Consider the following 26,655-nt stretch of genomic DNA (forward strand, 5'->3'; position numbering starts at 1 on the left):
TTATCAATACGCCAAGAGTTCTTTCAGGTCATCTTCAAATCTTCCTTTCGGTAAGTATTGATCTTCCAACGCTTTTGTAAATGGAATTGGGCTATCTAAACTTGCCACACGTTTAACCGGTGCATCAAGATATTTAAAGCAATTTTCCATAATCATCGCCGAAATATCGCTGGCAACACCACCAAACATGCTGTCTTCCTGATAAATAAGCACCCTTCCTGTTTTCTTTACCGATGCAAAAATAGCTTCAGTATCCAAAGGCTGTAACGTTCTCAAATCTAATAAATCAGCCGAAATTGTAGGGTTTTTATCCAAAGTACCTATAGCCCAATGCACTGCTGCGCCAAACGAAATAATAGTGACATCATTTCCTTCTTTCAATAAAGCGGCTTTTCCTAATGGAATCGTGTAATAGTCTTTAGGTACATCTTGATATACACTTCGATACAATTGTTTGTGTTCAAAGAACATCACAGGATTCGGATCGTTTATGGAAGCATTTAATAAACCTTTGGCATCATATGGAAATGCAGGATATACTACTTTTAACCCTGGTGTTTTAGTAAACCAAGCTTCATTAGTTTGAGAATGAAAAGGGCCTGCTTGAGTCCCACCACCGCAAGGCATACGAACCACAACATCAGCGTTTTCAAGCCAACGATAATGTGACTTTGCTAATAAATTCACAATTGGATTAAATCCTGTGGAAACGAAATCAGCAAACTGCATTTCCACAATCGCTTTGTATCCATTAATCGACAATCCCATTCCTGCCGAAACGACTGCACTCTCGCAAATAGGCGTATTGATAACGCGTTCTTTACCAAATTGGGCTACAAAACCATCCGTAATTTTGAAAGCACCGCCATATTCCGCGATATCCTGGCCCATTATAACAGAGTTTGGATGGCGTTCCATTGATTCACGCAAACTGTTTGAAATAGCGTCTATAAAACGAATATTTTCCTTTTCTTCAGATGGACTAACTAACTCAAATTGATAGGATTTATAAACATCATCTAATTCTTCACTGTAAGAAGCTTCAATTTCAGGTTCTGCATTGGCAATAGCCAAATTATCATCAATTTCTTTCTTGATTTCACTTCTTAAAACCGAATCAAATTCATCTGAAAGTATTCCGTTTTCGGACAAAAATCTTCTGTAGTTATCAACTGGATCTTTAATCGCCCACATATCCATCAAGTCTTGAGGAACATATTTAGTGCCACTCGCCTCTTCATGTCCACGCATTCTAAACGTTTTAAATTCCAATAAAATAGGGCGTGGCTTTTCTATCATGGACGCTTTCAATTCTGATAATAAATTAAAAACTTCAAGAATATTATTGCCGTCAATAATATGACTTTCTATTCCGTAACCAATTCCTTTATCAGCCAAGTTTTCGCAGCGGTATTGCTCATTTGTAGGAGTTGACAATCCATAACCGTTATTTTCTATCACAAACATAACTGGTAATTCCCAAACCGATGCAATATTCAACGCTTCATGAAAATCACCTTCACTTGTTGCGCCTTCACCCGTAAAAACAGCCGTTATTTTACCGTTTTTCTTGAGCTTATTGGCTAATGCAATTCCATCAGCAACCCCTAATTGCGGACCCAGATGAGAAATCATTCCAATAATCTTGTATTGTTGGGTTCCAAAGTGAAAACTTCGATCGCGACCCTTTGTAAAACCATTAGCCTTACCTTGCCATTGAGAAAAAAGGCGGTATAAAGGAATATCTCTTCCAGTGAAAACACCAAGGTTTCTGTGCATGGGCAGTATGTACTCGTCATTATCTAAAACTGCGGTAACTCCAACAGAAATAGCCTCTTGACCAATACCTGAAAACCATTTTGAAACCTTACCTTGCCGAATAAGAATTAACATTTTTTCTTCTATTAATCGTGGCTTCAGTATTCGTTTATATAAATCTAATAATTGATCGTTGGTAAGGTTTTTTCTGTCAAAGGTCATTTTCTTATTTTTTTTTGTGTTTCAAAGATAAAAAAATATAACAGTTTTGATTTAATTTGTTATATATTTTTATTTTAATACTAACTTTTAAAATTTTCAATTAAAATTATTCTTTATCTTTGTCTCTGCAAGATTTATACCTTCTAATTTATAAAAAATATTTAAAGTATGCAAAACATTCCTAGTGTTGACTTGCGTGATTTCCTTTCGGACGACCCGAAACGTAAACAAAAATTTGTAAATGAAATCGGAAGTGCATTTGAAGATATTGGCTTCGTAGCACTCAAAGGGCATTTTTTAGACGACCAATTGGTTGATGAATTGTATGGCGAAATTAGAAATTTATTTGCTTTACCTCTAGAAACAAAACGCAGTTATGAGATTCCTGGAATTGGTGGCCAAAGAGGTTATATTTCTTTTGGAACGGAACATGCTAAAGGCAGAAAAGAAGGGGATTTAAAAGAATTTTGGCATTTTGGTCAGTATGTATCTGAAGGTTCAAAATACGCTGCTGAATATCCTGAAAATGTTGAAGTAAAAGAATTACCTCGTTTTAATGTTGCCGGTAAAGAGGCCTACCAAATGCTGGAAAAAACTGGCGTTTACGTTCTGAGAGCTCTAGCAATTCACCTTGGTTTAGATGAATTTTATTTTGACAAGTATGCCAAAGACGGAAATTCAATCTTAAGACCTATTCATTATCCACCGATCACATCTGAACCTGCAAACGCTATTCGCGCTGCTGCTCATGGTGACATCAATTTGATCACTTTGTTAATGGGTGCTCAAGGAAAAGGTTTACAAGTGCAGAACCACGATGGAGAATGGATTGATGCAATTGCAGAACCAGATGAATTAGTTATTAACGTAGGTGATATGTTATCTCGCCATACAAATAACAAACTAAAATCTACCATTCATCAAGTGGTAAATCCTCCTAGAGAATTATGGGGAACTTCACGTTATTCTATTCCGTTTTTTATGCATCCTGTAAGTGACATGAAATTGGATTGTTTGGAAAATTGCATTGATGCAGAAAATCCAAAAAAATTCGAAGACATTAGAGCAGGAGACTATTTATACGAACGTTTAGTAGATTTAGGTCTTATTAAAAAATAAAACTTAAATTTACGTCAATTACTAAAAAGACATTAAGTTTATTCTTAATGTCTTTTGTTTTTTTAGAATTAAAATCGGCGATAATCCGTAAAAACCGTGTTATCTTCATTCAAAAACATTTGCAGTATGGATTTACAAGACCAATTAAAAAACCTTTTTCCAGATCACGAACCATCACCTGAGGAGGCAATTGAAGAAGTTGCACACGAATTATACGTTCAAAAAGAACCTATGATCTGCAAATTCGAAAAACGAAAAGGAAAAGCCACCACTATAATTGAAGGTTACGAAGGTACTGACGAGGATTTTAAAATTTTGGCCAAAGAAATAAAAACAAAATTGAGTGTTGGCGGAACTTTTAAAGACGACGCCATCATTATTCAAGGCGATTACCGTGACAAAATTATGACTATTTTAAAAGCTAAAGGTTTTAAAGTAAAGCGCGTTGGAGGCTAGTGGTCATTGCGAGGAACGAAGCAATCACACTAGCTTGAGTAGGCAATCTAGATTACAGTTGTGGCTTAACCTAATGCGATTGCTTCGTTCCTCGCAATGACTTTTAAACATTAAACAAAAAAACAATGATACAATCATCAGAATTAATATTAAATCCAGACGGAAGCGTCTATCATTTAAATTTAAAACCACAACATATTGCTCACGATATCATCTTTGTTGGGGATCAAAATCGGGTAGAAAAAATAACTCAGTTTTTTGACAGTATTGAATTTTCGACGCAAAAGAGAGAATTCAAAACCCAAACCGGAATCTTCAAAGGCAAGCGAATAACGGTAATGTCCACAGGAATTGGCCCTGATAATATTGATATTGTTATCAATGAACTAGATGCTTTGGTGAATATTGATTTAGAAACCCGTCAACCAAAAGAAAAGCTGACTTCTTTAAACATCATCCGTATTGGAACTTCAGGTTCTTTGCAAGCGGATATTCCGGTTGATAGTTTTGTGATGTCAAAATTTGGTTTGGGATTAGACAACATGCTTCGCTCCTATTTGATTGATGAAGTTTCGAATATCAAAATGGAAGATGCTTTTGTAAAACATACCAATTGGGATTTGCGAAAAGGAAAACCATACGTGATTGCTTGTTCCGAAAAATTGGAAAAAATGATAGAAAGCGATAAAATGCACAAAGGAATTACGGCAACCGCCGGAGGTTTTTATGGCCCACAAGGGCGTGTTTTGCGTTTGAATATTCAAGATGAAGATTTAAATGCTAAAATGGATAATTTCAAATTTGAAGACAACCGAATCACCAATCTCGAAATGGAAACAGCTGCTATTTACGGGCTTTCAGCACTTTTAGGACACAATGCTTTGTCATTAAATGCTATAATTGCTAATCGTGCTTCGGGAACTTTTAGCGAAGATCCGTACAAAGCGGTTGATGAATTGATTACTTATACATTGAAGAGATTAGCTAATAATTAATTGAAAATTCATTTTAATTTGGAGCTAATTCCTGCTCTACACTGTATCTTTTGTGCTGTCTAAAAGATTGCTTCGTTCCTTGCAATGACAGCACAAAAGGATGCCGTTTCGATCAGGGCTATACCATTAACAATCCACTTACTTTTGCAAAAACAATGAATCTTATTCTAGAAACCAAACGACTTATTCTACGAGAAATGCAACTTTCAGATGCCGAAGCTTTATTTGAAATGGAAAGCAACCCTAATGTGCATCAATATCTTTGGAACAAACCATTGACTTCAATCAATGAAGTACACCAATATATAGAAAAGGTCAGAAATCAATATTTGGAAAATAACATTGGAAGATTTGTTGTTGTTTTAAAAGAAAGCAAAGAATTAATTGGTTGGGCAGGATTGAAATACAACACCGAAATGGTGAATAATAAAATTCATTTTTATGATATTGGTTATCGGTTAAACGAAAATTTCTGGGGAAAAGGATATGCCAGTGAAGCCAGTTTTGCTTGGTTGGATTATGGCTTCAATGTAATGAATATTAAAATTATGGAAGCAGCAGCGCATACAGAAAACATTGCTTCAAATAGAATATTACAAAAAATTGGACTAAAAATGACCGGGTCCTACATGGAAGACGGTATTTCCTGGAACTGGTACGAATTAAAAAATCCTAAATTATAATGAAAACAATAAAAATAGCGGGCGTTCCAGAACATTTCAATTTGCCTTGGCATTTGACGATAGAAAATGGAGATTTCGAAAAGGAAAAGATCGATTTACAGTGGACCGAAGTTCCCGAAGGAACAGGAAAAATGTGCCAAATGCTCCGTGACGGGGAAACTGATATTGCCGTGATCCTAACTGAAGGAATCGTGAAAGATATAATTGCTGGTAATCCGAGTAAAATTGTTCAAATTTATGTCGAAAGTCCATTGATTTGGGGAATTCATGTCGCAGCAAATTCTAGTTACGAAACAATAGCGGATTTAGAAAACAAGAAAGTCGCTATTTCCAGATTGGGTTCCGGTTCACAATTAATGGCGTATGTCAATGCCGGCAATCAAGGATGGAAAACCGATGATTTAAAATTTGAAATCGTAAATACCATCGATGGTGCTGTAGAAGCTTTGACAAATGGAACTGCCGATTACTTTATGTGGGAACGGTTTATGACCAAGCCATTAGTCGACAAAAGAATCTTTAGACGAGTTGCTAATTGTCCTACACCTTGGCCTTGTTTTGTAATTGCAGTACGTGATGAAATTCTGGAAAATGATCCGGAAATAATTGCAAAAATCCTCAAAATAATCAATATAAAAACATCCGAATTTAAAATAATTCCAAACATTGATAAAATTCTAGCTTCAAAATACAATCAAAAAGTGGAAGATATTCAAGAATGGCTATCTTTAACTGAATGGTCTAAAAAACCACTAACTGAAAAAATGTTAAACAATGTTCAAAATCAACTATTTCAGTTAAAAATTATAGATAAAAAAGTTACTTTTGATGAAATTGTAAAAGCAGACTAGATTCCTGTTTTTATTGTTACTATGATAAAAATAAAAAATATTACTTTTCAAGGTATTAAACAAAAATTTCAGGTCAAAAAACCCTGGGACGACGTTATTATTTTTGTTTTAAACATATTAATCGCTATTCCGGTATTTATTATTGTGCATCAAAATTTAATGAACCCTAATTGGTTTTTTAATCTTGACAGAGTCATTTTATTTATACTAATCGTGGTAATTATACAATTAATTCTGCGCTACTTAAGAACCATCATACTAATTTGTATTGCATTATATTTATTGGTTTTGTTCTATGGGTCAGTAATAGGCAATTACGGTTTCAACAGTGTATATGAAGACTACAATTCGATGATGTACACAATGTCAGACAATCCGTTTCCTCAGGATATAATCATCGCGAAATTACTTCCTTTTCCCAATAAATCAAAAATCATAAATGCGATTGAATATCAGAATCCCAAAATTAGAAATTTTGCGATTATGGCTACTTCAAAATATTTTAAAGACGTACGGGGCTATTCTGATTACAGAACTATTATTCAATGTTTCGCTGTATTTAAAGAAATAAACCGTCGATGGAACTACGTTAGTGACCCAAAGGAAGGGGATTATATTGCCACAGCAACGGAGTCGTTGCTTTATTTTTCGGGTGATTGTGATGATCATTCAATATTAATGGCTGCAAGTGTAAAAGCTATAGGCGGGACTCCCCGATTGATTCATACAAAAGGGCATATCTACCCCGAAATATTAATTGGTTCCAATATTGATTTAGAAAAAGTGAATTTTCTAATTAAAAATATTCTTTTTGTAAATGAAAGCAATGAAAAACAACTGCATTATCACATAGATGAGCGAGGCCAGGTTTGGTTAAACCTGGATTATACAGCTACCTATCCTGGAGGTCCTTTTTTATCAGAAGAAATTTTAGGAGCTTTGACCTTAGATTAATTATTCTTTAAATTCCTTACAATTTCATAAGAGCGAAGTCTCGCTGTATGTTCAAAAACAGCAGTTGCGATCATCAGTTCATCTGCTTGTGTTTTATCAAGAAATTGTTGCAACTCATTTTTTACTTTATCTGGTCCGCCAATAAAGGTATAAGCAATCATTTGTTGCAAAGCAGCTTCTTCCATTGGATCCATAAAATCTTCATCAGGAGTAACTGGCGCTTTTAATTGTTGTCTATTTCCAGTTATGATTCCAAGAAATAATTTTTTGAAAGAAGTTGCTAATCGTAAAGCTTCTTCATCAGAATCAGCTGCAATCACGTTAACGCAAGCGATTACATAAGGTTCGTTAAGGTATTCCGAAGCTTGAAAATTATTACGATAAATAGCAATTGCTGTGTTCAGTTGCGCAGGTGCAAAATGACTAGCAAAAGCATAAGGCAATCCTAAAGCAGCAGCTAAATAAGCGCTATCAGTACTGCTACCCAAAATCCATATCGGAATATCTAATCCTTCACCGGGAATAGAGCGAACCCGACCTTTTTTATTGGATTCAGACAAATACATTTGCAGTTCCTGGACATTTTTAGGAAATTCCATCGCTGCATGTTCATCTCGGCGTAAGGCCGCAGCAGTAAATTGATCCGTTCCGGGAGCGCGACCCAAACCTAAATCAATTCGGTTAGGAAAAAGCGTGGCTAACGTACCAAATTGTTCAGCAATTATTAATGGTGCATGATTGGGAAGCATAATCCCACCCGATCCGACTCTTAACGTATTTGTTCCTGCGGCGATATGCCCAATCAGAATAGAAGTTGCGCTGCTGGCTATTCCTTCCATATTATGATGTTCAGCCAACCAAAATCGATTATAACCCCATTTTTCAACATTTTGAGCGAGATCTAAACTGTTTTTAAACGTATCCGATGCTGTACCTCCTTCTCTAACTATTGCAAGATCAAGAACCGATATTTTTGTTTGTGAAAGACTATTTTTATTCATTGGGAATCCTTTTTCGATTTACTGGCAAAAATAAGGATTGTTAATTTGGTAAGACCATAACCAATTAATAATACGAAGTTAAAATATATTTGAGACTAGTTAATCAACTAATCAAATGCGAAGCTGCAATTTTCGAAAAAATTGGGTGCTTATTTTAAAAACAAGGCAAAAAAAACTCCATTATTTCTAATGGAGTTTGTTTTGTGGGCGATGAGGGGTTCGAACCCCCGACCCCCTCGGTGTAAACGAGGTGCTCTGAACCAGCTGAGCTAATCGCCCTATTTTTGCAGTTTAACAACTTTCGTTGCCGCTATTGCGTGTGCAAATATACATCTACAAATCGTATTTACAAGTAAATTCTAAAAATAAATTAATAAAATTTTTATTAAATCTTCTTTCCTACTCTTTAACAGCATTTTAAATAAAAAATGAAACTGAATGATTCTTTTGTATTGACTTCTTATAGTCTTACATTTGTGATATAAATGACATTAGGATGGCAAGATTCAAAGAAAACGATTTACCAAAATCAAAAATTACAGCAAGTTCACTCAATAAAGCAACAATTATTTTTAAATATGCAGGAAATCATCGTTGGAAATTTTACGTTGGTTTAGTTTTCCTATTATTTACCGGGGCAACTGCCCTAGCCTTCCCTAAATTAATGGGGATGCTTATTGATTGCGTAAAAAACAAAGACAATTCTCAGGCTAATACTATCGCTTTGGGTTTACTTGTTATTTTGTTTTTTCAATCTATTTTCTCCTTTTTCAGACTGTCGTTATTTGTCAATTTCACGGAACATACTTTAGCAAATCTAAGATTAGCACTCTATAGTAATCTGGTAAAGTTGCCAATGTCTTTCTTTTCGCAAAAGCGTGTTGGTGAATTAAACAGTAGAATCAGTTCCGATATCACCCAAATACAAGATACTTTAACGTCTACAATAGCCGAATTCCTTAGACAATTCATTTTAATTATTGGAGGTGTTCTTCTATTGGCAAACGAAAGTATTAAATTAACATTGCTAATGTTAGCAGTGGTGCCGCTTGTGGCTGTTGCAGCTGTTATTTTTGGACGATTTATTAGAAAATATTCCAAAAACGTTCAAGATAAAGTTGCCGAAAGTCAGGTTATCGTTGAAGAAACGATGCAGGGAATTACTATTGTTAAGGCTTTCGCCAATGAATGGTACGAAATTGCCCGTTATAACGGAAAAATAAAAGAAGTTGTAAAAATTGCTATTAAAGGAGGAAAATATAGAGGTTATTTTGCTTCATTCATCATTTTTTGTCTTTTTGGAGCTATTGTAGCTGTAGTTTGGTACGGGGTTCGATTGAGCATCAGCGGGGAAATGAGTGTGGGCCAATTAATTTCGTTTGTATTGTATTCCACTTTTGTGGGGGCTTCCTTTGGTGGAATCGCGGAACTTTATGCCCAAATCCAAAAAGCAATTGGTGCAACCGAACGTGTTTTTGAATTATTGGATGAAACTCCCGAAAAAATTAATTCAACACAAAATGCATCTACTGAACAAAAGATAAAAGGAAATGTCACTTTCAAAAATGTTGCTTTCAGTTATCATTCGAGAAAAGAAATAAAAGTATTGAAAGATGTTAGTTTCACCGCTAATTTTGGTCAAAAAATAGCAATTGTAGGACCAAGTGGAACTGGAAAATCGACTATCGCTTCCCTATTATTGCGTTTTTACAATATTGATGAAGGAGAAATATTGATCGATGGGAAAAATATTTACGATTATGATTTAGAAAATCTTCGAGGAAATATGAGTATTGTTCCGCAAGATGTCATTTTATTTGGTGGAACCATTAGAGAAAATATTGCTTACGGAAAACCAAATGCAACCGAAGAGGAAATTCTTATAGCCGCAAAACAAGCTAATGCTTATAATTTTATCGAAAGTTTTCCAGAAAAATTTGAAACAATTGTAGGTGAACGAGGAATTAAACTTTCGGGCGGACAAAGACAACGTATTGCCATTGCGAGAGCATTACTAAAAAACCCAAGTATTTTGATTCTGGATGAAGCAACATCTTCATTAGACAGTGAAAGTGAAAAACTAGTTCAGGAAGCACTTGAAATTCTGATGCAAGGAAGAACAAGCATTATTATTGCACACCGTCTTTCAACAATTCGTAGTGCTGATCAAATTTTAGTTCTTGACAATGGAAAAATAGCTGAAAAGGGAACACATCAGGAATTAATTACTTTAGAGAATGGAATGTATAAAAATTTAAGTAATCTTCAGTTTAGCAGTTCTTAGTATTCGTTACTAATTTGACATAAAAAAAACTCCATTCTGTAAGCTGAATGGAGTTTTTTTTATGATTGAAAACTTACTGTTATTTCCCTTTTCTCCTATTGCGTTCCGTTTTAATCATTGACAATTCGCGACTAGTTTGTCCCGCTACTGAAGTATTCTCTTCTGCACGACGAATCAAGTATGGCATAACATCTTTTACAGGGCCAAAGGGTAAATACTTAGCCACATTATAACCGTGAGCGGCTAAATTATAACTGATATTGTCACTCATGCCATATAATTGACCAAACCAAATTCTGTCATCGTTGGTTTTTATGCCTTTTTCTTGCATCAATTCCATCAGTTTGTAAGTGCTTAATTCATTATGAGTTCCTGCAAAAATAGCCATAGTATCTAAATGTTCAATCATATAACTAACTGCTGCATCATAATTTTCATCAGTATCTTCTTTCGACGGACAAATTGGAGATGTATATCCTTTCTCATTAGCTCTTACAATTTCTTTTTCCATGTAAGCGCCACGAACCAATTTCATTCCTATGAAGAATCCTTCTTTTTTAGCAACTTCATGTAATTTTTTCAAATAATCTAAACGATCCCAACGGTACATTTGCAAGGTGTTAAAAACAATAGCTTTTTCTTTATTGTATTTGCGCATCATATCAGTAACTAAATCATCGGCTGCATCTTGCATCCAACTTTCTTCGCCATCAATAAGAAGTGCTACATTTTTTGAATGGGCGTCTTTACAAACCATATCGAAACGCTCCACCACTCTATTCCACTCGGCTTGTTCTTCAATCGTTAAGGTTTGCTTTTCTCCTAATTTCTCGTACAACTCAAAACGTCCAAAACCAGTTGGTTTAAAAACTGCAAAAGGAATTGCTTGACGTTCTTTGGCAAATTCAATCGTTTTCAAAGTCATTTCAAGGGCAGCGTCAAACTGTTCCTCTTCTTCTTTTCCTTCTACGGAGTAGTCTAGTACCGAAGAAACACCTTTGGTATACATTTTATCAACTACAGAAAGACAGTCCACTTCGTTTACTCCTCCGCAAAAATGATCAAAAACAGTAGCGCGAATCAAACCTTCAACCGGGAGATTCGCTTTTAAAGCAAAATTAGTGACAGCAGTTCCTATTCGAACTAGAGGTTGATTATCAATCATTTTAAAAAGAAAATAAGCTCTATCGAGTTCAGTATCGCTTTTTAAAGCAAAGGCAACTTGTGTGTTATCAAATATTTTTTCCATTCCTATGGTTTTTTGCACAAATATAGCCAGACTTTGAAAAATATTTTAGAAAATCATAGTTAAATTATGAAAAATGCATTTTAAATTATTTTTCAGAACCTCGTATATTTAAAGTTGAAATAATTAATAGATTTGAGTTAATAATTTTACTTTTTGCAATTAGTTTTTTGAGTGTTGATTTTCATTATAGAATTAGTGAAAACCTATAAAAGCTTATTTATAATTAGGCAGTTTCACGATTTATAAAATATTTTTATCTCCATTTGTGATATTTTTATCTAATTATTGAGTTTTTTTTCAATAGTATTCAGCAAAAATTCCCTTATTTTGCGCTTTCAATTAATCAACAATGATGCAAACAATCCAAGCCAATAATTACCCAATCTATTTCAACGAAAAAGGATATGAAGCACTTAACCTTTATCTAAAAGAAAATAAGTATTCGAATCTATTTATTATTGTAGATAGTAATACCAATGAGTTTTGTTTGCCAAAGTTTTTACCTTTTTTAGAAACGAAACTTACCATTGAAATCATCGAATTTGAAGCAGGAGAACAAAATAAAAATATTGAAACTTGTGTTCAAATATGGAATGTACTGACTGAGCTTGGTGCTGACCGAAAAAGTCTTGTGATTAATTTAGGTGGTGGAGTTGTTACTGATTTAGGCGGTTTTGTCGCTTCAACATTCAAGAGAGGTATTGATTTTATTCATATTCCTACTACTCTACTATCTATGGTTGATGCTTCTGTGGGAGGAAAAAACGGGGTAGATTTAGGAAATTTAAAAAACCAAATTGGAGTTATCAATGTTCCAAAAATGGTTCTTATTGACACGCAATATTTAGACACTTTACCGCAAAATGAAATGCGCTCCGGACTTGCCGAAATGCTAAAACACGGATTGATATATGACAAAGTGTACTGGGAGAAATTCTTGGACTTAAAAGCTATCGATTTTGCTGATTTTGATGAATTGATATATCGTTCAGTCGAAATAAAAAATGAAATTGTTTCTCAAGATCCAACTGAAAAAAATATTCGTAAATCATTGAATTTTGGTCATACACTTGGTCATGCTATTGAAAGCTATTTTTTGGAGAATGAAAACAAGACGACCTTATTACATGGCGAAGCAATAGCTGTTGGAATGATTTTGGAAAGTTACATCTCTCTGCATAAAAAACTAATCAATCCAGAGGAATATATTGAAATAAAATCAGCCATTAAAAGCATTTATGACGACATTCTATTTGATAAAAATGACATCGAACCTATTCTGGAATTACTGATTCATGACAAAAAAAACGAGTATGGCAACATACAGTTCGCGTTAATAGAAGGGATAGGAAAAATCAAAATTAATCAATCTGTTGAAAATGAATTAATTCTTGAAGCCTTTCAGGATTATAAATCATAATTATATTTTTAATAAAAGGATTGCATTGCGTATATAATATTTTTTACATTTGCCACGATGAAAAAAAGTCAAAACAAAATAAATTATAGCTCCAATAAAAGCAGAAACAACATGTCTTTTCTAAGAATGTTGAAACGTTTTTATTCTATCAAAGGAAACTTTAGTTTTGATATTTTTCAATATTTGAAAGCAGATCATGAAAAGCTTCAAATTATTTATGCAAATATTCGGGTTTGAATTTTAGATTAGTTTATTTTTACATTACTTTCAATCTATTATATTAAATATCAAATGAATACAAAATATTCTGATTTAATAAATCAAACCTATTACTTCCCTCAAGAAGAGTTTACACTAAACAAAGATAATCTTCAGTTTCACAATATTGATTTGATGAAACTTGTTGAGAAATACGGTACGCCATTAAAGTTTACCTACCTGCCTCAAATTTCCAATAACATTAACAAAGCCAAAAGCTGGTTTCGTAAGTCAATGGAGAAAAATAAGTATGAGGCAAAATATTATTATTGTTATTGTACAAAAAGCTCGCATTTTGAATTCGTAATGAATGAAGCTTTCAAAAATAACATTCACATCGAAACTTCCTCCGCTTTTGATATCAATATTGTCGAAAATTTATTGGCAAACGGTAAAATCAACAAAAGCACTTATATAATCTGTAATGGTTTCAAAAGAGACCAGTACATTGAAAATATAGCCCGAATAATCAATAATGGTCACAAAAATGCGATTCCAATTATTGATAATTATGAAGAGTTAGATCTCTTACAAGAACAAATTAAAGGAAAATTCAAAATAGGAATTCGTATTGCTGCCGAGGAAGAACCTAAATTTGAGTTCTACACGTCAAGGTTAGGAATTGGATACAAAAACATTGTAAATTTTTACAAAAAGCAGATTCAGGAAAATAAAAAATTGGAGCTTAAAATGTTGCACTTTTTTATTAATACGGGAATAAATGACAATGCTTACTATTGGAATGAATTAGTAAAATGTATCAAAGTTTATATTGCATTAAAAAAAGAATGTCCTAGTCTTGACGGACTGAATATCGGTGGTGGTTTTCCTATCAAAAATTCATTGGCATTTGAGTATGATTATCAATATATGATTGACGAAATCATCAATCAGATAAAAATTGCCTGTGATGAAGCCGAAGTCGATGTTCCAAATATTTTTACGGAATTTGGATCTTTTACAGTAGGAGAAAGCGGCGGTGCTATTTATCAGATATTGTATCAAAAACAACAAAATGACAGGGAGAAATGGAACATGATTGATTCCTCTTTTATCACAACTTTACCTGATACTTGGGCAATTAACAAGCGTTTCATTATGCTGGCTGTAAACCGCTGGAATGAAACATACGAAAGAGTATTATTGGGAGGAATGACCTGTGATAGCGATGATTATTACAATTCTGAGCAAAATATGAATGCGATATATTTACCAAAATACAATAAGGAAAAACCACTATATATAGGTTTTTTCAACACTGGAGCTTATCAGGAAACTATAGGTGGATATGGAGGTCTACACCACTGCCTTATTCCTCAGCCCAAACATATTTTAATTGATCGAGATGAAAATGGGATTTTGGCAACTGAAGTATTTTCAGAACAACAAACATCTGAAGATGTGCTAAAAATTTTAGGTTACGATAAAAAATAAATTATTAAATACACAATTAGTCAATTTAAAAATTCATTATATTTGAATATACACATAGATTCAAATAGATAGAACTTTTAAATATTTAAATCCAATAAAATGAGTAAAGGACCTATCAGTCAGTTTATTGAAAAGCATTATTTGCATTTCAATTCTGCATCTTTAGTTGATGCTGCAAAAGCATACGAACAACAATTAGCAAATGGTGCCAAAATGATGGTGAGCATGGCTGGTGCAATGAGTACAGCCGAAATTGGAAAAATATTTTCTGAAATAATTCGTCAGGATAAGGTTCATATTATTTCTTGTACAGGTGCAAATCTTGAGGAAGACATCATGAATTTAGTAGCTCATTCACATTACGAAAGAGTGCCGAATTATAGAGATTTGACTCCACAAGATGAGTGGGATTTATTAGAAAGAGGGTTAAATCGAGTAACTGATACTTGTATTCCAGAGCATGAAGCATTTCGTCGTTTGCAAAAACATATTTACAAAATATGGAAAGATGCAGATGATAAGGGAGAAAGATATTTTCCGCATGAATTTATGTACAAAATGTTACTTTCTGGTGTTCTTGAAGAATATTACGAAATCGACTTAAAAGACAGTTGGATGTACGCTGCAGCTGAGAAAAACTTACCTATTATAGTACCAGGATGGGAAGATAGTACAATGGGAAATATTTTTGCATCTTATGTAATCAAAGGCGATTTGAAAGCATCTACAATGAAATCCGGTATTGAATATATGGTTTTCTTATCAGATTGGTACCCTAAAAACAGTACTAATGGTGTTGGTTTCTTTCAAATTGGTGGAGGAATTGCGGGTGATTTTCCTATATGTGTTGTTCCAATGTTATACCAAGATATGGAAATGCACGACATTCCGTTTTGGAGTTATTTTTGTCAGATTTCAGATTCAACCACCAGTTATGGTTCGTATTCTGGAGCGGTACCGAATGAAAAAATTACTTGGGGTAAATTAGATATAAAAACTCCAAAGTTTATTATTGAGTCCGATGCTACAATTGTAGCACCTTTAATTTTCGCTTATTTATTAGATTTATAGAATAACTTTATGAAAAGAGTAATTGTAGATTACGCAAAACTTACCAATGAAATTTTAAACCTTTTAGTTGAAAAATTTCCTGATGGTTATGATGATTCGAACATTGTACGTTTTAGAAATGCTAAAAACGAATTAATTGAAGCAGTAGAAGTAAGAACTGAAGATACTATTTATTTAGTAAAAGTTAGTACAAAACTCGCTGACAGAATTGAAAATTATGATGAAGATGATGAAATTGATAGCGTTGTAGAGCCAATTAGCGGAATTGAACTTGATGACGATGATGCGATTGAAGATGATGACGATGACGATGATAATCTAGACAAACCAGATACTGATTCAGAAGATGGGGATGACGATGATGATGATGATAAAAAAGTATTATCAGATGAATTCGACGAAGACGAAGACGAGGATTAACAATCCCCTGTTGCAATAAACATAAAAGGAACTCTCAATGAGTTCCTTTTTTTTTAAAATTTAGAATTCAAAATACAAAGCCAAAATGACAACCTCTATTTTACACGCCACGCTTAAAGAAAACTTTGGTTTTGAAAAATTCAGACCCAATCAGGAAGACATTATTAATTGTATTCTCACTGGTTATGATACGTTAGCAATTATGCCAACTGGAGGAGGAAAATCAATTTGTTTTCAACTGCCTGCGTTGATATTGTCTGGAATTACTATCGTAATTTCTCCCTTAATTGCCTTAATGAAAGACCAGGTCGATAGCTTAAAAGCAAATGGTATTCCCGCCTGTTTTATCAATAGCAGTCAAACGGAAGACGAACGCCAATTTTATATTGAAAACTTAAAATCGAACCTAATAAAATTAGTTTACATTGCTCCTGAAAGTTTATCGTATCTGGATAATGTTTTTAATAGTTTAACCATAAGCCTCATTGCAATTGACGAAGCGCATTGCATCTCGGCTTGGGGACATGATTTTAGGCCTGCTTATACTAATTTGGGTTATCTAAAAAAACGCTTCCCTTCTACTCCAATCTTAGCTTTAACTGCTACGGCGGATAAAGCTACACGTAAGGATATTAGCGATCAATTAAATTTATCAAATCCTAAAACTTTCGTCGCTTCTTTTGATAGAAAAAATTTAAGTTTAGAAGTCCGTCCCGCTTTAGACAGAGTCAAACAAATTATAGATTTTATAAAAGAAAAACCAAATGAGTCAGGTATTGTTTATTGCTTAAGCCGAAAAACAACAGAAGAACTCGCTGAAAAATTACAGAAAATTGGCATCAATGCAAAAGCATATCACGCTGGTTTAGACAATAAAATCCGCTCTAAAACCCAAGACGAATTTATCAACGATGATTGCCAAGTGGTTTGTGCCACGATTGCTTTTGGAATGGGAATCGATAAATCAAATGTGCGCTGGGTTATTCATTATAATTTGCCCAAAAACATAGAAGGATATTACCAGGAAATTGGTCGGGCCGGTCGGGATGGATTACCTTCAGAAACAGTTTTATTCGAAAGTTATGGAGATGTAATTCAACTTCAAAAATTTGCCTCACAAGGCTTAAATGCTGAAGTCCAACTGGCAAAATTGGAAAGAATGAAGCAATATGCCGATGCTTTGAGTTGTCGAAGAAAAATATTGCTTTCCTATTTTGGGGAATTGGTTACTGAAAATTGTGGTAATTGTGACATTTGCAAAAATCCGCCTGCCTTTTTTGACGGAACCATTATTGCCCAAAAGGCATTATCAGCAATTATTCGTTTACAGGAAAATGAATCTTTGCCAGTAATTGTCGATTCTCTGAGAGGCTCCAAAAACGCTTATATTTTCGAAAAAGAATATCAAAATCTGAAAACTTATGCTGTAGGTAGCGATATCTCATGGCACGACTGGAATCAATACATCATTCAGTTAATAAATCAAGGGATTTGCGAAATCGCTTTCCACCAACAAAATAAAATCCGACTAACCTCCTTAGCCGCTGAAGTCCTATTTGAAGGTGAAAAAGTGCAACTGACAACTGTTCAGAAAATCAATATTGATAAATCCGAAATCCAGGAAGTTAAAAGCAAAGCTGTTGCCAATTCTCTTTTTGAAACTCTAAGAAAATTACGCTACGACATTTCTAAAGAAGAAAATGTTCCTGCTTATGTGATTTTTAGCGATGCGGCTTTGCGCCAAATGGAAACCGAAAGACCAATGAGCGACCAAGAGTTACTATCAATTGATGGCGTTGGTAAAGCAAAACTAGAAAAATATGGCGATGCATTTATAAAAGCTATTATTGATTTTCAGAAATCTAAAAATATCAAGAAAAAGAAAGAAGCAACAACCAATAAAGAAACGTTACTTTTATTCCACGATGGTTTTTCTGCGGCGGAGATTGCGGTCAAAAGAAAATTAGGAATAACTACAATCATTTCTCATTTAGCCAAATTATATGTGGATGGATATGAAATCGATTTAAGTGGGTTTGTGTCATTGGACGAAGTTTCGAAAATTATAGAAGCGCAAATCAAATTAGAATTCCCTACTACTTTAAAACCTTATTTTGATTTTTTTGAAGAACAGATAACCTATGATAAAATCCGAATAGGTTTGGCGATAATTGAAAAAGAAAAAAGCAATTTGAAATTATCATGATAAATTCATTCCCTCCTTTTGTGAATTCTTCCACTGAAATTTTGATTTTGGGAACTATGCCTGGCGTAGCTTCTCTGGAAAAGCAGGAATATTATGCACACAAAAGAAATCATTTTTGGAAAATAATTTACACTTTATTGGATGGATTACCAATTTCAGAAATTTTTGAAGAAAAAATACAATTGCTCCAAACCAATAAAATCGGATTATGGGATGTGTTAGAAAATTGTGAAAGAAAAGGAAGTCTGGATATTCACATTAAAAATCACAAAGAAAATGATTTTAAAACGTTGTTGAAGGAATTTCCTGCGATTATTAAAATCGTTTTCAACGGAAAAGAAAGCCACAAATTCTTTTTGAAAAAATTTGGACAAATAGAAGGCATTACTTACTATGTAATGCCTTCTACAAGTCCTGCCAATACTATGTCTTTTGAAAATAAATTGACAATTTGGTCCACATTTTTAGACTAAACTACAAATACCTTTCTTGAAAAACTTTTTGATGGTGTTTTTGATGTCCAATAATTATAAAACCAATAGCTCGGACAGAAACAGCTGCATTAGAAGCGATTCCCATTATTATTAACTGCTCTTCTGAAAAACTTTTAAAAAGCAACATAGTAGATTGCCTAACAGCAGAAAACTCTGTTAACAAATCCTGAATACTCCTCACGTTTGCATTTGTATTATCTACATAATCGTTTTCATTAAAACCCGGTAAAGGTGTTTTATCATTTCTTGAGATTCGAAGGGCGCGATAACTAAAAACATGTTCGGCATCAATAAGATGCTGAATAATATCCTTGATCGTCCATTTTCCTTCGGCATAACGAAAATCAAATTTATCCATTGGAATATTCTGCACAAATTTGATAAAATCATACAGACAAATTTCCAATTCTTCAATTAATACTACGTTACCTAAAGCATTAATATAGGGAGAATAAAATTTGGCATATTCGTTTACGGGCAATTGATTTGATTCCATATTTTTATATTAAGCTGAATTTCTACTTGCGTTGGTATTTCCAAAAAGAGAACGTGTTACAATTTTCTCATATACTTTAATTAAATCCTCATCAGGATTTTCCTCCTTATTAATCTCATTAATTCTTAATAAAGCATATTGTTGTATTGTCAACAATGGCAATACAATATGCTCTCTAATATCAATTGAAGCTTTACCATCAGGATAATTTTCCATAAGTGTTTTGTGACCGGCAATTTTCAACAATAATCTTTTTGTTTCTAAAAATTCATCATAAATAATTTGCCAAAACTCTCCAAATTCAGGATCTTTTTTCATGTAAGCCGTCAATGGGAAAAATGATTTAGCCAAAGACATCATACTGTTTTCGAGAAGCGTTTTAAAGAACAGGGAATTGTCATAAACACTTTGTACTTTATCCCACTGATTTGTATCTTCAAAATGTTTCAACGCCGTACCCACTCCAAAAAAACCAGGCACATTCTGTTTTAATTGACTCCAAGACCCCACAAAAGGAATCGCTCGTAAATCAGCAAAATCTAACTGCTCTGATTTACTTCTTTTTGAAGGTCGGCTACCAATATTTGTTTTAGCATAATATTTCAAAGTACTCATTTGTTCCAAATAAGGAATAAATTTAGGATGGTTCTTGAAACTTAAATATTTCTCATAACCCAATTCTGCCAATTGATCTAAAATATCTTTCTCATCCGCAGTCAACTCATTTTGACCTTTACTAAAAACCTGATTAGTAACACCTGCACTTAATAAATTTTCAAGATTATAACGACAAGAATCTAAAGTTCCAAAATTCGAACTTATCGTCTGTCCTTGCACCGTAACCTGAATTTCATTATTTTCAATGTTTGGACCTAATGAAGCATAAAATTTATGTGTTTTCCCTCCACCACGAGCTGGCGGGCCACCACGACCATCAAAGAAAATGGCTTTTACACCATATTTTCTGGAGATTTCAGTAAGCTCTTCTTTAGCTTTGTAAATACTCCAGTTTGCCATTAAATAACCTCCGTCTTTCGTACCATCAGAAAAACCAAGCATTATCGTTTGCTTGTTGTTTCTATTTTTAAGATGTTCAGCGTAAGCAGTATTGGTATATAATTTTTCCATTATTGCATGTGCATTTTGTAAATCATCAACTGATTCAAACAGAGGAATAATATCAACCGATGGGTTTTCCCAATTGCTTAATTTAAAAAGAGCAAAAGTTTCCATTACATTAAGCGCACTTTCATTATTGCTGATAATATAGCGGTTTGCACCAAATTCCCCGTTTTTTTCCTGTATCATTTTTATGGCCTGAATAGACTCAATAGTAGAACGTGTCATCTCGTTTTCGAATACGTTCGAATCGAGATCGCCACTGATAGTAGAAACCACTGCAAACTTTTCTTCTTCTGTTAATTCAAAATAATTTTTAGGGAAAACTGAAGGATCCGAATTCAAATAATATTTTACTACATCATTAAAAACCGCATCGTGTATTTTACTGTTTTGACGAATGTCTAAAGAAGCAAAATGAAAACCAAATAAATTTACTTTAATAAGAAGCGCATCAACTTCATCTAAATATAAAGATTGATGTTGATCTATAATAATTTGCTTTATTTTATTTAATTGAGATTTAAATTCACTTAAAGTGATGAAAATTTCACCTTTAAAATAGAAAACTGATCTATAAAGTTTATATTCAAGTTCGGACACCAAAACATCAACACCTGAAAAGGTTAACTTTCTTTTTAAATTTCTAATTTCAATGTAATAACATTTTAATATTGACGTTCTCAAACGTTCTGCAACTTTCAAAGTAATTTCTGTAGTAACAAATGGATTACCATCTCGATCTCCACCTGGCCAAAAACCCAGTTTAATTAATGGGTTATTAATTGACTTTCCATGAAAAATATTCTTCTGAAGGTATTGCACCATTTCTCCGGAAGTTTCATAAAACACATTTTCAAGATACCAAATCAAGCTTACTGCTTCATCAAAAGGATTAGGTTTTTCATTTTGAATAAAAGGAGTTTTTCCTAACTGAGCCAGCAATTGCTTGATATCTAGTAAGTTATTTTTTCGAATTGCATCAGTCAAATCATTGATAATTCCTAGAACGGCTCCAGGATAAAACTGTGTGGGATGAGCGGTCAAAACTGTTCTTACATTAAAGTTTTCTAAAAAATCAATCAACTCCTCTTCCTTATCTTTTGCCTCTGATTTCTCTTTAATATCCCTCAGAGAACCTCTTCCTTCCATATTATTAACTACTGGAAAAGCAGCATCTTCAATAGCATCAAATAAAACAATTTGGCGTTCAATGTATTGAATAAAACGAAACATCAAATCAATTTTGTCCGTTTCTGAAGCGTTATGCAAATATCTTTTAGCAAAAAAATCTACAATTTCTTTCGGAGTCTCTTGTTTTTTAAAACCAGTATCGCAAACATCTGTAAATAAAGGAAGTAAAACACCTGTATTATCAATGGAATCAAAAGGCAATGTTATAAAAACACTATTGTAAATGTGGTATTTCGAAAGAACGTCTTGATTGAAACGTTCGATTTTTGGTAGTGTGTACATAATTTAGTTGTGGTTGGTTTAATAGGAAAATTTGTTATAAAAAAAACCTCAAGAATTAACTTGAGGTTATATTTTAAAATATAGCATTCAAGATTAATTACATATTTTTAAAAATAGTATGCATTAACCGCTTCTTATCATTTATACTCTCTTCTAGAGAAATCATAGTTTCAGTTCTGTAAACACCATCAATATCATCAATCATAAAGATTACATCTTTAGCATGTTTTGTATCTTTAGCTCTAATTTTACAGAAAATATTAAATTTACCTGTTGTTACAGAAGCAACAGTCACATAAGGAATCTCATTAATTCTTTCTAAAACGAACTTCGTTTGAGATGTATTATTAAGAAAAACACCAACGTAAGCAATAAAAGAATACCCTAACTTATCATAATCAAGAACTAAAGAAGATCCCATTATAATTCCTGCATCTTCCATTTTTTTAACTCTGACATGCACAGTTCCAGCTGAAATAAGCAATTTTTTTGCTATATCCGTGAATGGAACTCTTGTGTTGTCTATTAACATATCTAATATCTGGTGATCTACTTCATCTAAACGAAACTTACTCATAATTCTTTAATTTTTATTACTAATAACTCTTACAAAGTATAAAAATATACATAAAAAACAACAAAATGACATTAAAATTATATTTTTATCATTCCATTAACAAATTTTATATCATTATCTAAATAAAAATCAGCTTTTTGATTTATTTTCGGAAATCCACTATAGTCATCTTTATATAATGCATCTTTAGCATCAAATTCACAATGACCAAAATAATTTTCTAATTCACCTACTTGTATTATATAGGCATTAAAACAAATCTGATTTTCAATTAATTCTTCTTTGTATTGTGATGCAAAATTGGTGATTATTTCGATACCATCATAATTTATCTTGATATTTTTATACATAAAATCATAAAAAACGACTTTATTTTGAGGAATATTCAAATATTTGTCAATTCCATTGCTAACTATATCGTTTTCGCTAAGTATCGTAAAACTAGAAACTAACGCCATAAAAACATATTTTCGTGTTTCTTCCCTTTGATAGTCACCTTGAAAATGCCCCGCTTCAAACAATAAAGTGGGGACGCCTAAAAATTGAAAAGTATCTCCAATACAATTAATATTAAAAGAATCATCAAAACGCCCTATCTGACCCGGTAAATATTGTTGCAAAACATCATTTATTCCTGCAATCAAGTTAATTGCTTTCAATCTGGAATCATTAATCTCGCGTTCTTCATTGTAAGAAGGCGCTAAAAAAGATAAGGTCGCCGGTTTACCCGTATCACTAACACCGAAGATAGTGCGCTGATCATGAAGGTTAAAACAATAATGAGGAGCGAAATCTTCGAAAACACCTCTTAAAACCTTGCTTTCGGGCTGAGATAGATTTTGAGAATCTCTATTTAAATCAACTTTATTCGCATTTTCTCTAGTATACAACTTGGCGCCATCTGGATTCAACATTGTAATACAGCAAAAAGTGAATGCTTCCAGTAATTTTTTTGCTAATTCAGAATCGCTGTTTAGTACGTTTAAAAAATCAAAAAGTGCTTTAGTTGTTGTGCCTTCGTTTCCATGCATTTGTGACCAAAGAAAAATTTTGATTTCTCCAACCCCAATTTGATAAGTATAAATTGGTTTTTCAAGCACTGATTCACCAACAATTTTAAGCTGATTATTAGTGTTTAATTTCTGCAATAAAGGTTCAATTGAATCTAAAGTAATGTAACGACCTTGTATAGATTCTTCTTTAAATTCTGTAAATAATTCTTCTAAATTCATACCGTATTATTTGATTTACAAAAGTAAACATCTTTATATTTACATTTGTAAACAATGATTTTTTGTTATATTTTAAATATGTAAACACTTTTGATGGCTTGCGCAGCTTAGTCAAGCCCATTACAAATGACAATTGTTATCTTTTTAATTTTTATGTTATCAATTATTAATTATCAGTAGTTTAAATGGCTCTATATGTATTATAACTTTATGCTTATCGCACTAAAAAAATTACTTTACACTTGTAATTTTGGGGGTTTGGTTTATTTTGATTACATTTGTAAATAGCTTATTTTTAAAAATAATTTACAATGGTAAACATAGAGGATTTTATAAAAAGATTAGAAATAATACTGGATTATTATAGCTTAAACGCTTCTTCATTTGCGGATAAAATTGGGGTACAACGCTCTAGTTTGTCTCACCTTCTTTCAGGCAGAAACAAACCAAGCTTAGACTTTATTCTTAAAATTTTGGAGGTATTTCCTGATGTAGATTTGTATTGGATTTTGAATGGCAAGGGAACATTTCCAAAAAATGCCATTGCTATTGAAAAGAGAGAAAATCAAGCGGAGGAAGTTTTTAAACAAAATATCCCTACTCCTTTGAAAGAAGAAAAAATTTCAGAAAACTTATTTTCTGAAATACAAAATCCAATACATCAAAATGCATTGAAAACAGAAAAAATGGAAAATAAAAATATACCTACAGAGGCATTTTCAGGCGAAGTGGAAAAAATTGTATTCTTTTACAAAAATGGAACCTTTAAAGTATTTAACCCCAATTAAAGGATTTGTCTTTTTATTTTAAACTTATACTTTAAATCCCTTTTCAGGAACTTTGCCAAGTACACCAATAAAATGTTTATTTAAAATAAGTAGGTCTTCCTCTAGATTACCAGTCGGCATTAACGGCTTTCCCAAATTAACTACTTTTTTTCCAAAATCAAAAGCAACTGGAATTATGGGAACATTTGCTTTCAATGCAATATAATAGAAACCTGTTTTTAATGCATCTGTTTTTTTTCGGGTTCCTTCAGGAAGGACTGCAAGTCTGAACGTTTCTTTTCTTTGAAAAATAGCGGCAATAGAATCTACTTTATTCAATCCTCCTGTTCGATCCAAAGGCTCTCCTCCCATGTAGCGAAAATAAAACCCTAATGGAAACCGAAATAATTCTTTTTTACCCACCCAATTCATCTCTAATCCTGTAATTCCTCTGGTGAAAATTCCCAAATAAAAATCATGGGCACTGGTATGCGGCATCACCATCATCACACATTTCTGCATAGCAGGATCTATTGAACCTTCAATTTTCCAACCCATAAGCCTGAAAAATATCCATTTATATAATTGTTTCTTCATTCTTTCATTCTTTCGTACAAAATAAATAATTTAAATCTTATTTTTGAGTAAAACCGTCACTTATGATTAAAAAACTTTTCAGTTATATTATTCCCTTAAAAATTTATGAGGCAAAATCAGCTCTTAGTAAATCTATAGAAGTTACTTGGGCAAACGGTGAGCTGGTTTTAGATTCAGAAAATACTAATTATTCGTACGGCAGTTTGCAACGCATTTTAAAAGTTGGGTTGAAAAACATTGGCTATAAAAAAATAATCGCCATGGATTCCATTTTAGTTTTGGGTGTTGCAGGTGGTAGCGTTATAAAAACCTTAGTGGATGAAATTAAATTTGAAGGAAAAATAACGGGTGTTGAACTTGATTCTGAGATAATAAAAGTAGCTAATAAATACTTTAAACTTGATGAAATTAAAAATCTGGAAATTGTTATTGGAGATGCATTTGAATTTGTTTTAAAAACCAAAGATAAATACGATCTTATAATTATTGATATTTTTCAGGATACTACTATGCCTAACTTTTTATTTGAAACCTTTTTTGTCAATCGAATATGTTACCACTTAAAAAATAAAGGCTTCGTACTTTTTAATACAATGATTTTGAATGAAACACAAAATATGAGAAATAAAAAATATGTGGCTGATTTTTATGAACATCAATTTAAAATCAGAACTATTCCAAGAATTGAACTTCACAATGAATTAATCGTAATTGAAAAGCTCGTGTAGCAAAAGTTCGACTTGCGCTTTAAAAGTTGCGGGAATTATTTTGTACATTTAGATAGTATTCCCTAAACGATGATTAAATGAAACAAATTATAAAAAAATTGCTGTTAGGAAATATTTCGATGGTTGCGCAACCTGAATTTAATCCTGTCGAGAAACGCATACAAAATATAAAAGCGATTTGGAACAACGACCATCAGGATGATAATGGTATAGAAAAAATGGTTCGTTTATTTCTTTCCTCTTCCCAATTACTGTTTCCTGGAATCTACATCAAATATTTTGCTTTCAAAAAAGGAGCTGAATATGAGGATTTGGCTGTAGATTTTTATGTTTTGCTTAAAGTTGCCTCTCCATTAATACTATTAGTAAATGGTTTACAAAATAACCCATTTCTTATTGGCCTGTTAGTTTATGTACTATTGGAAACAATCTTGTATATACCAACATTGATTTTTGCTTCTGATCTGTTTTCAAAACCGCGCTCTTATAAAAGATCCATGTTATTGCTGTTCTTTAACTATCTTGAAATTGTTTTTGCCTACGCCGTTTTGTATTCTTGTGACCGTTATTTGAATAAACCTTTTAGCAACTGGTTTGATGCGGTTTATTTCAGTATCATAACTTCATCATCAATCGGGTATGGAGATTTCTATCCGGTGACAACTCAAGGTAAATTTTTAGTAAGTACACAAGCCTTGCTTTTTTTATTTTTTGTAGTGCTGTTTTTAAATTTTTTCTCCACCAAAATAAAATCAAAAGGGTATTTTGAGCAAGAAAATGAAAATTAA

General features: G+C 32.9%; 25 protein-coding genes and 1 tRNA gene. 17 read left to right on the forward strand and 9 right to left on the reverse strand.

The window, feature by feature from the left end; translation table 11 throughout:
- Positions 1-3: 3 nt before the first annotated feature.
- Positions 4-1,980, reverse strand: coding sequence for an alpha-ketoacid dehydrogenase subunit alpha/beta (locus BUC23_RS09385; RefSeq protein WP_073208807.1), 1,977 nt, complete (start codon positions 1,978-1,980; stop codon positions 4-6).
- Between the two features lie 168 nt (positions 1,981-2,148).
- On the opposite strand from BUC23_RS09385, the gene BUC23_RS09390 reads away from it, so the two are divergent.
- The 6 genes from BUC23_RS09390 (at position 2,149) to BUC23_RS09415 (ending at position 7,038) form a co-directional block, all read left to right on the forward strand.
- A complete protein-coding gene (locus BUC23_RS09390) occupies positions 2,149-3,099 on the forward strand; it encodes an isopenicillin N synthase family dioxygenase (RefSeq protein ID WP_073208809.1) in 951 nt (316 codons plus the stop codon).
- Positions 3,100-3,225: 126 nt separating this feature from the next.
- Complete coding sequence (locus BUC23_RS09395; protein WP_073208811.1) at positions 3,226-3,555, forward strand: translation initiation factor; 330 nt, start codon at positions 3,226-3,228, stop codon at positions 3,553-3,555.
- A 125-nt stretch (positions 3,556-3,680) separates the two neighbouring features.
- The gene (locus BUC23_RS09400; protein ID WP_073208813.1) at positions 3,681-4,550 is read left to right on the forward strand and encodes a nucleoside phosphorylase; all 870 of its coding nucleotides are present in this window, start codon (positions 3,681-3,683) and stop codon (positions 4,548-4,550) included.
- 155 nt (positions 4,551-4,705) lie between these two features.
- Positions 4,706-5,233 (forward strand): GNAT family N-acetyltransferase, encoded by a 528-nt coding sequence (locus BUC23_RS09405; protein WP_073208815.1) that lies wholly within the window; start codon positions 4,706-4,708, stop codon positions 5,231-5,233.
- The gene (locus tag BUC23_RS09410) at positions 5,233-6,084 is read left to right on the forward strand and encodes a substrate-binding domain-containing protein (RefSeq protein WP_073208816.1); all 852 of its coding nucleotides are present in this window, start codon (positions 5,233-5,235) and stop codon (positions 6,082-6,084) included. The genes BUC23_RS09405 and BUC23_RS09410 overlap by 1 nt, the downstream gene beginning before the upstream one ends.
- 21 nt (positions 6,085-6,105) lie before the next feature.
- On the forward strand, positions 6,106-7,038 hold the full coding sequence (locus BUC23_RS09415) for a transglutaminase (protein WP_073208818.1): 933 nt from the start codon (positions 6,106-6,108) through the stop codon (positions 7,036-7,038).
- Here the strand turns inward: BUC23_RS09415 and BUC23_RS09420 are convergent.
- The gene (locus BUC23_RS09420; RefSeq protein ID WP_073208820.1) at positions 7,035-8,039 is read right to left on the reverse strand and encodes an LLM class flavin-dependent oxidoreductase; all 1,005 of its coding nucleotides are present in this window, start codon (positions 8,037-8,039) and stop codon (positions 7,035-7,037) included. The genes BUC23_RS09415 and BUC23_RS09420 overlap by 4 nt on opposite strands.
- Positions 8,040-8,243: 204 nt before the next feature.
- Positions 8,244-8,318 (reverse strand) — tRNA-Val (locus tag BUC23_RS09425).
- Between the two features lie 217 nt (positions 8,319-8,535).
- On the opposite strand from BUC23_RS09425, the gene BUC23_RS09430 reads away from it, so the two are divergent.
- Positions 8,536-10,323, forward strand: a complete 1,788-nt coding sequence (locus BUC23_RS09430) for an ABC transporter ATP-binding protein (RefSeq protein ID WP_073208822.1) — start codon at positions 8,536-8,538, stop codon at positions 10,321-10,323.
- A 79-nt stretch (positions 10,324-10,402) separates the two neighbouring features.
- Here the strand turns inward: BUC23_RS09430 and BUC23_RS09435 are convergent, their stop codons facing one another.
- Positions 10,403-11,572 carry a proline dehydrogenase family protein gene (locus tag BUC23_RS09435; RefSeq protein WP_073208823.1) on the reverse strand — a complete coding sequence of 390 codons (1,170 nt, stop codon included), beginning with the start codon at positions 11,570-11,572 and terminating at the stop codon, positions 10,403-10,405.
- A 352-nt stretch (positions 11,573-11,924) separates the two neighbouring features.
- Between BUC23_RS09435 and aroB the strand changes: the two genes are divergently transcribed.
- The 7 genes from aroB to BUC23_RS09470 all read left to right on the forward strand — a co-directional run bounded on the left by aroB (position 11,925) and on the right by BUC23_RS09470 (position 18,854).
- Positions 11,925-12,992, forward strand: a complete 1,068-nt coding sequence (gene aroB / locus BUC23_RS09440; protein ID WP_073208910.1) for a 3-dehydroquinate synthase — start codon at positions 11,925-11,927, stop codon at positions 12,990-12,992.
- A gap of 57 nt (positions 12,993-13,049) precedes the next feature.
- The gene (locus tag BUC23_RS09445) at positions 13,050-13,229 is read left to right on the forward strand and encodes a hypothetical protein (protein ID WP_073208825.1); all 180 of its coding nucleotides are present in this window, start codon (positions 13,050-13,052) and stop codon (positions 13,227-13,229) included.
- A 54-nt stretch (positions 13,230-13,283) separates the two neighbouring features.
- Entirely contained in the window at positions 13,284-14,684 is a 1,401-nt protein-coding gene (locus tag BUC23_RS09450; protein WP_073208827.1) for a type III PLP-dependent enzyme domain-containing protein, read from the forward strand.
- Between the two features lie 99 nt (positions 14,685-14,783).
- A complete protein-coding gene (locus BUC23_RS09455) occupies positions 14,784-15,755 on the forward strand; it encodes a deoxyhypusine synthase family protein (protein WP_073208830.1) in 972 nt (323 codons plus the stop codon).
- A gap of 9 nt (positions 15,756-15,764) precedes the next feature.
- Positions 15,765-16,175, forward strand: coding sequence for a DNA primase (locus BUC23_RS17495; RefSeq protein ID WP_073208832.1), 411 nt, complete (start codon positions 15,765-15,767; stop codon positions 16,173-16,175).
- Between the two features lie 85 nt (positions 16,176-16,260).
- A complete protein-coding gene (gene recQ / locus BUC23_RS09465; RefSeq protein ID WP_073208834.1) occupies positions 16,261-18,381 on the forward strand; it encodes a DNA helicase RecQ in 2,121 nt (706 codons plus the stop codon).
- Positions 18,378-18,854, forward strand: coding sequence for a DNA-deoxyinosine glycosylase (locus tag BUC23_RS09470; RefSeq protein ID WP_073208836.1), 477 nt, complete (start codon positions 18,378-18,380; stop codon positions 18,852-18,854). The genes recQ and BUC23_RS09470 overlap by 4 nt, the downstream gene beginning before the upstream one ends.
- 1 nt (position 18,855) lies before the next feature.
- Here the strand turns inward: BUC23_RS09470 and BUC23_RS09475 are convergent, their stop codons facing one another.
- The 4 genes from BUC23_RS09475 to BUC23_RS09490 all read right to left on the reverse strand — a co-directional run bounded on the left by BUC23_RS09475 (position 18,856) and on the right by BUC23_RS09490 (position 23,775).
- Complete coding sequence (locus tag BUC23_RS09475; protein WP_073208838.1) at positions 18,856-19,371, reverse strand: DinB family protein; 516 nt, start codon at positions 19,369-19,371, stop codon at positions 18,856-18,858.
- A 9-nt stretch (positions 19,372-19,380) separates the two neighbouring features.
- On the reverse strand, positions 19,381-21,966 hold the full coding sequence (locus BUC23_RS09480) for a phosphoenolpyruvate carboxylase (RefSeq protein WP_073208839.1): 2,586 nt from the start codon (positions 21,964-21,966) through the stop codon (positions 19,381-19,383).
- Positions 21,967-22,063: 97 nt separating this feature from the next.
- Complete coding sequence (locus BUC23_RS09485) at positions 22,064-22,543, reverse strand: Lrp/AsnC family transcriptional regulator (protein WP_066082003.1); 480 nt, start codon at positions 22,541-22,543, stop codon at positions 22,064-22,066.
- A 77-nt stretch (positions 22,544-22,620) separates the two neighbouring features.
- A complete protein-coding gene (locus BUC23_RS09490) occupies positions 22,621-23,775 on the reverse strand; it encodes a M14 family metallopeptidase (RefSeq protein ID WP_073208841.1) in 1,155 nt (384 codons plus the stop codon).
- 311 nt (positions 23,776-24,086) lie between these two features.
- On the opposite strand from BUC23_RS09490, the gene BUC23_RS09495 reads away from it, so the two are divergent.
- The gene (locus BUC23_RS09495; RefSeq protein WP_073208843.1) at positions 24,087-24,563 is read left to right on the forward strand and encodes a helix-turn-helix domain-containing protein; all 477 of its coding nucleotides are present in this window, start codon (positions 24,087-24,089) and stop codon (positions 24,561-24,563) included.
- A gap of 24 nt (positions 24,564-24,587) precedes the next feature.
- On the opposite strand, the gene BUC23_RS09500 is transcribed toward BUC23_RS09495, so the two are convergent.
- Complete coding sequence (locus BUC23_RS09500; protein ID WP_073208845.1) at positions 24,588-25,139, reverse strand: 1-acyl-sn-glycerol-3-phosphate acyltransferase; 552 nt, start codon at positions 25,137-25,139, stop codon at positions 24,588-24,590.
- A 62-nt stretch (positions 25,140-25,201) separates the two neighbouring features.
- On the opposite strand from BUC23_RS09500, the gene BUC23_RS09505 reads away from it, so the two are divergent.
- Both BUC23_RS09505 and BUC23_RS09510 read left to right on the forward strand, forming a co-directional pair.
- The gene (locus BUC23_RS09505) at positions 25,202-25,867 is read left to right on the forward strand and encodes a spermidine synthase (protein ID WP_073208847.1); all 666 of its coding nucleotides are present in this window, start codon (positions 25,202-25,204) and stop codon (positions 25,865-25,867) included.
- A 77-nt stretch (positions 25,868-25,944) separates the two neighbouring features.
- A complete protein-coding gene (locus BUC23_RS09510; RefSeq protein WP_073208849.1) occupies positions 25,945-26,655 on the forward strand; it encodes a potassium channel family protein in 711 nt (236 codons plus the stop codon).

This window comes from Flavobacterium xinjiangense, assembly GCF_900142885.1.
GTDB lineage: Bacteria > Bacteroidota > Bacteroidia > Flavobacteriales > Flavobacteriaceae > Flavobacterium > Flavobacterium xinjiangense.